Annotated in this window: 8 protein-coding genes; 2 read left to right on the forward strand and 6 right to left on the reverse strand. The window is 68.1% G+C overall.

All coding sequences use genetic code 11. From position 1 onward, the window contains the following. Positions 1 to 127: 127 nt before the first annotated feature. Positions 128 to 619: a Dps family protein gene (locus M622_RS22085; RefSeq protein ID WP_021247729.1), complete on the forward strand. Its 492-nt coding sequence runs from the start codon at positions 128 to 130 to the stop codon at positions 617 to 619. A gap of 57 nt (positions 620 to 676) precedes the next feature. Here M622_RS22085 and M622_RS22090 read toward each other — a convergent pair whose 3' ends face one another. The 5 genes from M622_RS22090 to M622_RS22110 all read right to left on the reverse strand — a co-directional run bounded on the left by M622_RS22090 (position 677) and on the right by M622_RS22110 (position 9,099). Beyond that, positions 677 to 1,270, reverse strand: a complete 594-nt coding sequence (locus M622_RS22090; protein ID WP_021247730.1) for an IMPACT family protein — start codon at positions 1,268 to 1,270, stop codon at positions 677 to 679. Between the two features lie 11 nt (positions 1,271 to 1,281). Then, positions 1,282 to 4,740 (reverse strand): exodeoxyribonuclease V subunit gamma, encoded by a 3,459-nt coding sequence (recC, locus tag M622_RS22095; protein ID WP_031346082.1) that lies wholly within the window; start codon positions 4,738 to 4,740, stop codon positions 1,282 to 1,284. 104 nt (positions 4,741 to 4,844) lie between these two features. Next, complete coding sequence (locus tag M622_RS22100) at positions 4,845 to 6,161, reverse strand: GGDEF domain-containing protein (RefSeq protein ID WP_021247732.1); 1,317 nt, start codon at positions 6,159 to 6,161, stop codon at positions 4,845 to 4,847. After that, positions 6,158 to 7,075 (reverse strand): ABC transporter substrate-binding protein, encoded by a 918-nt coding sequence (locus M622_RS22105; protein WP_021247733.1) that lies wholly within the window; start codon positions 7,073 to 7,075, stop codon positions 6,158 to 6,160. The genes M622_RS22100 and M622_RS22105 overlap by 4 nt, the downstream gene beginning before the upstream one ends. An 11-nt stretch (positions 7,076 to 7,086) precedes the next feature. Then, positions 7,087 to 9,099 carry a TonB-dependent receptor plug domain-containing protein gene (locus M622_RS22110; RefSeq protein WP_052028656.1) on the reverse strand — a complete coding sequence of 671 codons (2,013 nt, stop codon included), beginning with the start codon at positions 9,097 to 9,099 and terminating at the stop codon, positions 7,087 to 7,089. Between the two features lie 202 nt (positions 9,100 to 9,301). Between M622_RS22110 and M622_RS22115 the strand changes: the two genes are divergently transcribed. Then, positions 9,302 to 10,957, forward strand: coding sequence for an ATP-binding domain-containing protein (locus tag M622_RS22115; RefSeq protein WP_021247735.1), 1,656 nt, complete (start codon positions 9,302 to 9,304; stop codon positions 10,955 to 10,957). A 35-nt stretch (positions 10,958 to 10,992) separates the two neighbouring features. Here the strand turns inward: M622_RS22115 and M622_RS22120 are convergent, their stop codons facing one another. Further along, positions 10,993 to 11,604: a hypothetical protein gene (locus M622_RS22120; protein ID WP_021247736.1), complete on the reverse strand. Its 612-nt coding sequence runs from the start codon at positions 11,602 to 11,604 to the stop codon at positions 10,993 to 10,995. Positions 11,605 to 11,754: the final 150 nt, after the last annotated feature.

Consider the following 11,754-nt stretch of genomic DNA (forward strand, 5'->3'; position numbering starts at 1 on the left):
GTATGCTGTGGACACGCTGATCCTCTGTCCGGGCACCGCGGCCCACGCGTCGCAGGGCGCGGGCGTGACGGGCTGAACGCCTCGAACCTCAGGCGGCCAATCGCCGCTGTTACTCAGGAGCATCGCCATGGCAAGCAAGAACACCCCCCCTACAATCGATATCGGCATTGCCGAGGCGCAGCGCAAGGAGATCGTCGCCGGACTGTCCGCGCTGCTGGCCGACAGCTACACGCTGTACCTGATGACGCACAACTTCCACTGGAACGTGACCGGGCCGCAGTTCAACAGCCTGCACAACATGTTCATGGACCAATACACCGAACAGTGGAACGCGATCGATGTCATCGCCGAGCGCATCCGCGCGCTGGGCTTCCCCGCGCCCGGCACCTACAAGGAGTTCGTCAAGCTGGCGTCGATCCAGGAAGTCGAGGGCGTGCCCAAGGCCAATGACATGATCCGCCATCTCGTCGCCGCCCAGGAAGCCACCGCGCGCACCGCGCGCAAGCTCTTCGCCACGGTGGACAAGGCCAACGACCAGCCCACCGCCGACGTGCTCACCCAGCGCATCGACGTGCACGAAAAGACCGCCTGGATGCTGCGCAGCCTGCTCGAAGAGTAAGCGCCCACACAGCAATGGCCGAGGGCAGACCGCTGATGCGTGGTCTGCCCTTTTTTATTAGGTTTCGTCCTCCAGCCACAGCAGCCGCCCCTGCCCGGCCTCATTGAGGCGGGCGACGAGCTCGATCGCCACCTCTTCGGCGAGGCTGAAGCGCAGTGTCACCGCCTGATCGTGACGGACATCGAGCAGGCTGGCGCCGGTCGCCTCCAGCTCACGGCGCAGCAGGCCTTCGAGCGCATAGGGCGCAACACAGCCCAGCAGCTTCAGGCGCACGATCGGCACCTTGGTCGCAGTGAGCAGGGCCTGGGCCACGGCGTCGGTGTAGGCGCGCACCAGCCCGCCGGCCCCGAGCTTGACACCGCCGAAGTAGCGCACCACGGTGGCGAGCACGCCGTCCAGATCCTGATGACGCAGCACCTCGAACATCGGCCGCCCGGCAGTGCCGCTCGGTTCGCCATCATCGACCGCCGCCGATTGCCCGCCCGCCAGCAGCGCCCAGCACACATGGCGCGCGCCGGGGTGTTGCGCCCATAGTTCGGCCACCACCTTCTGTGCGCTGGCACGGTCGGCCATGGGCTGCACACAGCCGATGAAGCGACTCTTCTTGATGATGAGTTCGCTATGAACCGGGCCGGCGAGGGTCTGTGCCATGACGTTTGCCCTCAGCGCAGACGAGGGTCGTCGAGATGTTCGAGGAGCGGGCGCAGGATGCGGCGCGCGAGCTCGAAGAAGCGCTCATCGGGGAGCTCTTGCTCGCCTCTGAGCGCGAGCCGATAGGCGGGATCCTTGCCTTCGCTGAACTCGGCGCTGCGCCCGCCCCTCCACTTCGTGAGCGCGGCGCCTACACTCTCGCCGGCGAGCATGTAGGCCCAGGCCGACTTGGGGAAGAAGTGCACAGGCTGAGTCAGCCCCTCACGGTAGAGCGCCAGCAGGCTTTGCAGCTCGGCGCGCGCGCGTGCGGGCGCCAGCGCCCGAAAGCGGAACTCGCCGTTGCGCGACAGGCCGCGTGCGCTCGCCAGCGCGCCGGCGGGCGGCACCGCGCACAGCAGCAGATGGGCCAGCCAGGTCGCCAGATAATCACCGACGCGGCTGTCGTCGTAGCGCGCATGCAGATAGCCGTCTGCATGCAGGTCGGTGAAGGCGGCGGACAAGGCCCAATCTTCTGCCTCCAGCGAGGTCTCGAAGCGGGCAAGATGCGGCGCCAGGCGCTCGCCGTGCAAGAGCTCATGCTGACGCTGGGCAAAGGCCTGCAGGCTGGTGAGCTCGCGCTCGAGCGCGCTCCGGCCGATGGCGCCGGCCGGATATTCGCCGCCGGCGCGGGCCAGCGCCCACAGCTCGGCGCAGAGGGTGGGGGCCAGCGCGTCACGACCCTGCAGCACTGGCAGCAAACGCTGCGCCAGGGCCTGGCGTGCGGGCCAGTCGGGCAGCATGGGCTCGACGTCGTCGAGCTCGTCCTCGGCCTCGGGCAGCTCGAGCCCGACCCGATCACGCAGCAGATAGCGGCAGGGGTTGGCAAGAAAGCGTGTCAGTTGCAGCATGCTCACTTCGCGCCAGGCCGCCTCGGGCGGCGGCAGCGGCGCGGCAAAGAAGGGCGTGTCGTCCTCGCCGTCGTCAGCGCTGCCTGCGCTCTCAGTGCTCTCGTCGGACTCACCGGCATCGCCGTGCGCGTCCTCATCCGTACCCATGGACAGCTCCGTGGCCACGCCTGGCAGCGAGGTTTGCGCCGTGCGCAAGCGGCTGGCGAGCGCGAGCGCGTAATCGGTGTTGAAGCTGCTCAGGCGCGCATCGCTGCGATCGGCTGCGATGAAGTAGTCGGCGGCGAAGGCCTGCAGGGGATGCCTGAGCAGCAGGCGCGCACGCGCGGCCTCGAGCGCCGGCGGCTCGCCGGCCGCGGTGGCGGTGGCGCTGGCGAGGACGTCGAGCAGCTCGTCGACCAGCACCGAGGGCGGCAGCTCCGAGCCGTCGCGCACGCTGCGCCCGACATAGGACAGATGCAGCACCTCGCGCGCGGACAGGATGAGGTCGAGAAAGAGGTTGCGGTCATCGAGCCGGCGCTGGCGGTCGCCGGCCTGGGGGCGAGCGGCCATGAGGTCGAACTCGGGCGCACGATCGCTGCCGGGGAAGGCGCCCTGGTCCAGGCCGATCAGGCACACCACCCGATAGGGCAGGCCGCGCAGCGCGGATAGCGCCGAAAAAGTGACCGTGCCGCCAGGTACGCCACCGCGCGCCGGGTCATCGAGCAGCGCGAGCAGGGCCGGATGCACCACCTCCAGCGGCAGCGCGGTTTCGAGCTCGGCCGCGGCGATGTTGTCGGCCAGGGTGGCGATGGCGGCACGCACTTCGCGCTGCGCGTCCGCGTACTCGGCACTGTCACCCACCAGGCGCTCGAGCACATCGTTGAGCAGCTGGCGCCAGGCGGCACCCGTGTGCGGGCGCTGCAATTGCGCGTGCAGCACGCGCAGGCTGTCGACGTAGCGCCAGAAGCTGCCGAGCGCAATTGCCGCCTGGCCCTCGGGCGCCGCCGCGCCTATGCGCCCGGCGAAGGGGGTGTGCTGCGCGGCCGTGCCCGCCGCCCAGGCCAGGAATAGACGATGCAGGCCTTCTTCAAGAGTGTGGGTGGGGGCGGGGTCGATCCGCGTCGCCCCATCGCCACCGCCCTGGCTGCCTGCGCTTGCCGCATCCAGCCCCCAGCGCACGCCCGCCGCGCGCATCCAGGCGTGGATCGTTTCCAGTTCGGCGGCGCCCAGGCCAAAGTGCGCTGCCACCGGCGCCTGCTGCAACAGGTCGAACACCCGACTGGCGGGGAATCGGCTGGCAGCCAGCTGCAGCGCCTGGTCGAGCACCTTCGCCAGCGCGTTGTCCTGCGTGCCGCCCAGGCCGGTGATGCGCCAGGGGATGCGGCGCTCTGGCGGGGCGGTGCCGAACACGGCCTCGATCAGCGCCGCCGCCTGCTCGAGGTCGGGTATCAGCACCACGATGTCGGACGGACGCAGGGCGTCTGGCGTGTTGGCGTGGAGCTTGAACAGGCCGAGCAGGCGGTCGTGCAGCACTTCGAGCTCGCGCGTGCGCGAATGGCAGACCTGCACCTCGATGCTGCGATCGGAGGCGGCCAGGCGCACACTGGCGGGCGCGAGCTGCTGCAGCTCGAGAATGGCGTTCTGCAGGCGCGCGAGCAGATGGCGCGCGGGATGGGGCGCAAAGGCGGCGTCCTCCTCCACTTCATGCTCACCTTCGAACAGCAGGCCGATGTGAGCGCGCGTCTGCTTGCCCCAGGCGGCGAGCAAGCTGTTGCCGGTCTCGAAGAACATGTCCTTTTGCTGCGCCGCCAGCCAGGACAGGCGGCGCGCGTCGACGATGTCGAACCAGAACTCGCGGCAGGGGTTGAGCACATACATGCGCACGTCCACCACGCGCGCCAGCTCGCGCAACATGTCGAGGTAGAGCGGCGGCAGCGCCGGCAGCGCGAACACATGCACCGTGGCCGGCAGGCCGACCGCGGCCAGCCCGGTCGCCGACATCGCCGTGACCCGGCGCAGGAAGGCCTGGGCCGGGTGCTCCTGACGCAGGCCGAGGCTGTCGCGGATCTGCCGCCACAAGGCCGCCTGCCAGGCCTCGTCTTCGCGCTCCACAGCTGAGGCGCTCGCCTCCAGCGCCGAGCCGCGGCCACCGGCCCAGATGTCCAGCCAGCGCGGGCGATAGGTCAGGTAGTGATCGAAGACGCGGGCGATGCGCTCGGCGAGCTCGAAGCGCATGCGCGCGTCCGCGGGTTCCAGATAGCGCGCCAGGCGGGGGTGCTGCGCCACCCAGGCGCCGTGTTCGTGCGTGGAATCGAGCAAGCCATGGATGCGCCAGGCCAGCACCGCGACCGCAAACGGCGAACTCTGCGGCACCGGTATCACACGCCCGATCTGTTGCCACAGCCACTGCGCCAGGTAGTCGCAGCGCAGGTTGGCGCTCACCCCTTCGCGATCGGCGACCGCCAGTTCGAGTTTGCGCCGCAGGGCGCTGCTGGGCACCACCACCTGGCGCTGGCCGAAGGGACCGGGCTGCTCGGCGCCGAGTTGGTCAAGCAGACTGTCGAGCAGGATTTCGAAGCGGTTCGAGAAGCTGAGATGGAGCATGAAAAGGCCTGCGCGCGCCGCTGTGCGGGCCAAACCGCCGGCACGGTGATCGGTGCCGCATTATACGGGCCACGCTGGACAAAGACCGTACGCGGGGTGCCGCGCTAAGCGCCACCGGCCGCGAGCACGCTGTACTCAGCCACCTGACCGCGGCCGTCGCGCTTGACGGAATAACAGGCGTGGTCAGCCTCGCGCAAGACCTCGGCCACGGTCGTCACCCTGCCATCGATCATGACGAAACCGATGCTGGCCCCAATGCGGAACTCACGCCCGCCCCACTCGAAGCGCAGGTCGGCAATGGCCTTGCACATGCCCTCGGCAACGCGGCGCGCGTCCTCGCGCGCACAGCCGCGCAGGATGAGCGCGAACTCGTCACCGCCAATACGACACACGAAGTCTTCACCGCGCAGGCGTTGGCGAAAAATATCCGCCACCGCGCGCAGCAAGGCGTCGCCGGCCGCATGCCCGGCGCTGTCGTTGACGTACTTGAAGTGATCGAGATCCACAAAGCACAGCGCGCCACGGTCGCCTGCCCGGCGCGAGGCGGCCACCGTCTCTTCGAGCGCACGCTCGAAGGCACGCCGATTCGGCAAGCCGGTGAGCGGATCGTGCAAGGCCTGATGGGCGAGCTGCTCGGTCGCCTCGTCGATACGGCTCTGCAGATTCTTGTGGGCGTTGGCGATGGAACGCGCCATGGAATTGAAGCCACGCTCGAGCGCGCGCAGCTCCTCGCCACCAGTGGTATCGGGCACCTGCACGTCGAGCTCGCCCGCCGCCATCCGGCGCACGGCTTGAGCCAGCCGCGCCACCGGCTCACCGACCGAGTTTGCGAGACGCAGGGCGAGGATGGTGGTGATGAACAGGGTGAGAAAGGCCATGCCGATGGTGAGGCTCTGCGCCATGCGCCGCTCCGCCTCATGCCCGCCGATATCGATTTCGACATACACCCAGCCCACCGGCGCCACCCCCTCAGGCTCCTGCCCCGGCGAGGTATTCAACTCATCGACCACCAGCGCCATGCTCCGCACCGGGGCGGCAAAGCCCTTGCGGCCCAGGCCCTCACTCAAACTCACCGCTGCACCCGTGCGGCGCACCTGCGCCACATCGAGGATGCGCGGCTCACCGCGCTGCGCGAGGAGACCACCGTCGCGGTCATACAGCACGGCAGCGGCGACGTCACCCTGGCTGCGCAGCGCACCGAGCACGTTGTCGATGATGTCTGAGCTACCCGAGATCACGCCGTATTCGGCCGCAGGAGCAAGAAAACTGACGATGGCCAGGCCACGCTCGGCGATCGCCCTCTCGGTCATGCGCTCACCACGCACGATCGAAGCACTGACCAGAGCCGCGAGCAACAGCGCCACCGGCAGCAGCACGGTGAGCAACAGCCGATTGCGCAGGCTAAGGCGTGAGGGCTTCATGACTTGTCACCCTTTTTCATCAGACGCAGCAATTCTTCATCGGACGGGAGCAAGATACCCAGCGCACGGGCCACCTGACGATTGACTGCGATCTCGAACGACTCGGGCGCACGGGGCGGCGGCAGCGTCAGCCGCCCTGGGGGGAGGCCATTGAGCCAATTGACGACATCGGTGGCGACCTGCTGCGGCGTGGTGAACACCGCCGCCAGCGCACCCGCGTCCACATAGGCGCGCGAGAAGGCAAACACCGGCTTCTGGAAACGATAGCTGGTGAGCAGAATGGCGCGCGCCGACGCGGGCTGGGACAGCAGCGCATCGGGAATGGCGACAAAGGCGTCGCTGCGCCGCAACACTGCCTCAAGGCGGGCGATCAGCTCCGCTTCGGAGGCTACGGTCGCCGCCTCCAGGTCGAACCCGGACGCAGCCGCCGCCTCCTGCAATGGCTTTGCACCGGCTTGAGCGTCGCCAAAGAGGGCGCCGACGTGCTCGCTCTTGGGCAGCACCGCACGCAACAGCCGCAACTGGCGCGCGGCGGGCTGATCGAGCGTGAACGCGGACAGCTCTGCCTGCGGATGGCGTGCGCTCAAGGCATCGAAACGTGCGCGCCCGAGCATGACGCCCAGCGTCGGCCGCGACGGCCTGCTCAGCACAGCCGCGAGCGCGGCCTCGCCATTGGCAACCACCAGATCGGCACCCGCCAGCGCCGCCTCGTCGAGCACCCCGCCCGCCCCGCCCGCATCAATCACACGATGCCCGCTCGCCACCGCGGCACCCACGAAGGCGTCGGCAAAGGCCTGCGCCGAGCCGCTGCGCTGCGACATCACCAGCGCCACCTCATACCCCGACGCCGCAAGCGGCAGGAACAACCAGGCACCGAGCAACAGGCGGTAGAGCGGGGCGCAGAGTCGACTCATGATCCGCTTTTCTACCAGCCCAGGCTCAGGCTGAGATACACGCGCGGCTCGTGGCGATACTTGCGCTCATAGAACTCCGGGTAGCGGCCATTGACGCTCTGCGCCACGATCGCGAACTCATTGTTTGAGCCTGGGTGGCCGAATGATCGCGCCAGCCTGAGGTCCAGCCGACGCGTATCGGGAACCCTGTCCCCGTCGTTGAGCCAGTACATGTCGCCGTGATGATAGAAACCTGCGCTCGCCGTCCAGCGTGACGCGAACTCCTTGATCAGCAACAGCGAGCTGATCGTGCTCGGCGCGCTGAGTTCAAAGTCGCCATCCGAGGCACCCGCTTTGGCATCGATGTCGATGACGGCGGTGGAGAAGATCACCCGCCCCACGCCAGGCTGGCGCCAGTCGAGCGAGAACTCGGCGCCATGCCGGGTCAAGGCCGCAGAGTTGACGAAGCGGAACTGCTTCGGCGGCCGATCGAAGGCGTGGGGAAAGGGCTCGTAGTTCGCCGGCGGTGGGCAGTTCGCCTGGTAGATCACGCAACTGCGGGTGTCCAGATAGCGCGAATAGCGCTCGTGGAAGGCGCGCAGGTCGAGCCCCAGGCCGATCTCCCGCCAGTGCGCGACGTAGCCGATTTCAGCATGTTCGACCCGCTCCGGCTCCACCGTATCGAAGGTACGGACGCCCACCCACTTGACCTTGTCCCCCACACGGATCACTTCTTCGGCGCTGGACTCGAAGAACGAGGGCGAACGGTAGGAAATGCCCGACGACACACGCACGGCAGAGGTGTCGCTCAAAGCGTAGTTGGCGCTCAGGCGGGGCGACAACAAGGTGCCGCTGAAATAGTGATCCTCGACCGTCGCCCCCATGTCGAGGGTGAGCTGGGTGGTGGCATCCCAGGTCAGGGTGCCGAACAACTGGCTGCTGCTTCCCTTCAGGGCATGATCGGCATTGAGGTAGTGCACCGACTGCACCGACTCACGGCGCACGCCGGCGCCGATCAGCATGCGCCACGCGGGCGCGAGACGCGCGGTGTATTGCAGTTCGAGTTCGTCACGCTGGCCGTCGGTGTTCATGTCGATCGGCACCAGCGGCGGCGTGCGCCTGACCCAGCCGGCGCGTACGCGCTCTGACTGATGGCTCAGATGCAGCGTGAGCTCGGCGTCGGCATCCAGGCTGCGCAGCCAGGAAAGATGGAAGAACTGCGAGCGCGTATCCTCATCGTGCAGCGGCTCGGCCAGGTCGAGATCATTGCCGCGCTCGGCAGAGCCCTCATTGACTGCGAGATGCAGGTTGATCTCGTCGTTGGCGCTGATCTGCTGCGTGGCGCTGAAGCTGACGAGCGTGTTGCGAACCGTTTCGGTCTCGGTCGGCACCCGCGTGCGGTCATCGAAGCGCGGACCAAAATTCTCCGCTTCACGCCGCGAGGCGGAAAACCGCCAGTCGATGCCATTGGCGGTCAAACCGTTGCTGCGAAAGGCAACATCGGTAAAGCCGCCCTGTCCGGCCTGAGTGGTGAGGCTGTAGCCGTCTTCGGTCACTGGCGAGCGCGTGATGATGTTGATCACGCCATCGAATGCATTGACGCCGTAGGCCGCGCCATGCGCACCTCGAACCACCTCGATGCGATCGATGTCTTCCACCCGGATCGGCAGATCCTGCCAGGCGGTGTCGCCGCGCAGCGGTCGATTCACGGTGCGCCCGTCAATCATCACCTTGAGGCGCCGATCATGGGCATCGGCCAACCCGTGCCGCGCAACGACAGGCGGCCCCTTCGGCCAGTCCGCCACCAGAAAACCCGGCACCAGTCGCAGCAGCTCGTGAATCTCGGTAAAGCCCGAGGCCTTGATCATTTCCCGGTCGATGATGCTGACCGCGACCGGCGCATCAAGCGGCGACTGCGCCATGCGCGAGGCCGTGAGTACGAGCGGCATGTCGTCAAAGAACAGGTCTGAGGCCTGCACCGCAGCGGGGCTGAGGCTGAGCACGGACATGAAACCAAGGAGGGCGCGATTGAAAGGCAAGGGCATGGCGGGCTGCAGAATGTAGCAACGAAGCATGCGCGAGAAGCACAAACCAGTCCAGTGCGGTTACCACTGCATCGCGACAATCCGCACGCTTGCAAGGCATCCTGCAGGCGGGCGACGCTTGCTAGACTGCCGCCATCGGCAGCGCAGGCCCGGATGCCTGGCCAGCGCTGCACCGCCTCACACACCAGGCACCGAAGACGACATGGCCCGTACTCACCCTGAAGGCTGGAAACAGCTCCCCGCCGCCGGCGCCCGTGGTCGCGAACGCGCCACCCTGGCGCAGCTCGCCCAGGCCCTGCCGCGCGCATGGACGATCTATCACGGCCTGCACTGGACGCGTGCCGAAGGCACGCAGATGGTATTTGGCGACATCGCCTTCGTCGTCGTCGGGCCCAGTGGGCGGGTGCTGCTGATCGAGCAACACGCCGGCTTTCTCGAAGAGAGCGCACAGGGGCTGCTGCGCCCGGGCAAGGCGCGCGCCCAGCTCCTCAGCCATGAACTCGCGCGCAGCGCCGACGCCCTGCGCAATCGCCTGCGCCCGGCGCTGGACGGCGCCGAGCCCGAACTCGACATCCTGCTCTATTGCCCCGACTACACCGTGCGCCAGCCCGGCAGCGCTGGCCTGGACCCGGCGCGCATCGTCGACGCGCCACGGCGCGACGCCTTCGTCGCCACCGTCGAAGCCCTCACCCGCGCCCACGACGACGAGGCGCCGGCCACGCTCGCACGGCTGCAGGCCGTGCACCGCTTCTTTGCCGATGTGCTGGAACTGGTGCCGGACGTGCAGGCCCACATCGGCCAGGCCGACGACCTGACCACCCGCCTCTCGGGTGGTCTGACCGAATGGGCGCGCCGCATCGAGATGGAGCCCCACCGCCTGCGCATTATCGCCACTGCCGGCAGCGGCAAGACCCAGCTCGCTCTGGCCGCCTATACCGACGCCCTCGCCCACGGCCGGCGCCCGCTCTACGTGTGCTACAACCGCCCGCTCGCCGACCACTTTGCGCGCATCGCACCCGCGGGCGGCGAGGTCGCCACCTTCCATCAGCTCTGCGACCGTCGCCTGCGCGACGCCGGGCGCAAGCCGGTCTTCGGTGCGCCGGGCGCCTTCCGTCGCATGGAGGCCGAGTTCGCGGCCCTGGTGAGCTCAGAGGTGGAAGCCGCCTGGCAATTCGACGAACTCATCATCGACGAGGGCCAGGACTTCATGGAAGCCTGGCGTGACGCCCTGCTCGCGCTGCTCAAGCCGACGGGCCGCGCCTGGTGGCTGGAAGACCCGCTGCAGAACCTCTACGACCGCCCTACCGTCGCCTTGCCCGGCTGGGTGCGGCTGAGCGCAGACACCAACTACCGCACCCCGGCCGATGTGCTCGCCTTGCTCAACGCCCGCCTGCCCCTGCCCGCGCCGATCCGCACGGGCAGTCCGGTGGCCGACAGCGAACCGGAGGTTCTGCCCTGGCACGACGACGCCAGCCTGATGGAGAGCACCAAGCGCGCGATCACGCGCGCGCTGGGCCTGGGCTTTCGCCGCGAGATGATCGTGCTGCTCACCTTTCGCGGCCGCGAGCACTCGCGCTTCACCCCGCTCGCGCAACTCGGCCCGCACCGCCTGCGTGCCTTCACCGGTCGCTACGACCTGCTCGGCGAGCCCGAGCACTCACACGGCGAGCTGCTGATCGACTCGGTGTATCGCTTCAAGGGCCAGTCCGCGCCCTGCATCATCTTCACCGAGATCGACTTCGACACCCTGGACGAACTCACCATGCGCAAGCTCTTCGTCGGTGCCACGCGGGCGACGATGAAGCTGATCATGGTGGCCTCCGAACGGGCGGCGGCGCAGCTTTCACCGCTGGACTGAGGCCCAGGCGCGCCCACCTTGGCGAAGCGCAGCGCCTAAGCCACCGCCCGCACGCTGAACACCGCGTCGTCGTCCCAGTGCTCAAGCAGGATGCGCTGCACGCGCTGCTGCCACAGCTCGCCGAAGCGCCTAAGCTGCGCCGCATCGGCCTCGCCGCGCAAGCAGCGACTGAAAAGCTCGGGAAGATCGGGGTGGCCGGGCACGTGCGAGAGATCACTATCGACATCCACCGCCGCGCCGCTGTCGAGCCGGGTGATGCGCATGGAGGGCGTGTTTTCACTGCCAAAATCGAGCAGACCACGGCGCATGAAACGACCGCCCACCCCCTTGAAGCCCGCCGCACCCGCGGCGCCGGTGAGCAGGGCCAGCACGCTGGCGGTGACGCCGGTGACGCCGTGATCGATCGCATCAGCCAGTTCGACGCGCATGCCGCCGCGCTCGGGAATTGAATCGGGGTAGAGCGCCACCAGCGCACGGCAGCCCAGCACATAGGCCGCAGCCACGGTCGGGCAGGAGTGCCCGGCCAGCTTGACCACATCCACATAGGCGTATTCCAGCACGCCACCTTCGGCGGCGCCGAGGAACTCGGCGAGGGGGTCACGCATCTTGAAGCGCGGCACGGCATCGAAAAAGGCAGGAAAGCTCACGGATCGGACTCCAAAAAGCGTCGCTGTTGCGACCATGCAGGAAGTGTAGGCAAGGATGCCTTACGGCGCCTTGATACGCCGCAGGTGCACGCTGCTCTTGTCCGCACTCCAGCGCCAGCTCCGACCCCGGCCGGCACCTCTTCAATGTAG

Source organism: Thauera terpenica 58Eu (assembly GCF_000443165.1).
Classification (GTDB): Bacteria; Pseudomonadota; Gammaproteobacteria; order Burkholderiales; family Rhodocyclaceae; genus Thauera; species Thauera terpenica.

What these genes read in the sequence shown, in the direction of transcription:
- M622_RS22085 (WP_021247729.1), top strand. Translation starts at nt 128, where the DNA reads ATGGCAAGCAAGAACACCCCCCCTACAATCGATATCGGCATTGCCGAG.
- M622_RS22090 (WP_021247730.1), bottom strand. Translation starts at nt 1,270, where the DNA reads ATGGCACAGACCCTCGCCGGCCCGGTTCATAGCGAACTCATCATCAAG.
- recC (WP_031346082.1), bottom strand. Translation starts at nt 4,740, where the DNA reads ATGCTCCATCTCAGCTTCTCGAACCGCTTCGAAATCCTGCTCGACAGT.
- M622_RS22100 (WP_021247732.1), bottom strand. Translation starts at nt 6,161, where the DNA reads ATGAAGCCCTCACGCCTTAGCCTGCGCAATCGGCTGTTGCTCACCGTG.
- M622_RS22105 (WP_021247733.1), bottom strand. Translation starts at nt 7,075, where the DNA reads ATGAGTCGACTCTGCGCCCCGCTCTACCGCCTGTTGCTCGGTGCCTGG.
- M622_RS22110 (WP_052028656.1), bottom strand. Translation starts at nt 9,099, where the DNA reads ATGCCCTTGCCTTTCAATCGCGCCCTCCTTGGTTTCATGTCCGTGCTC.
- M622_RS22115 (WP_021247735.1), top strand. Translation starts at nt 9,302, where the DNA reads ATGGCCCGTACTCACCCTGAAGGCTGGAAACAGCTCCCCGCCGCCGGC.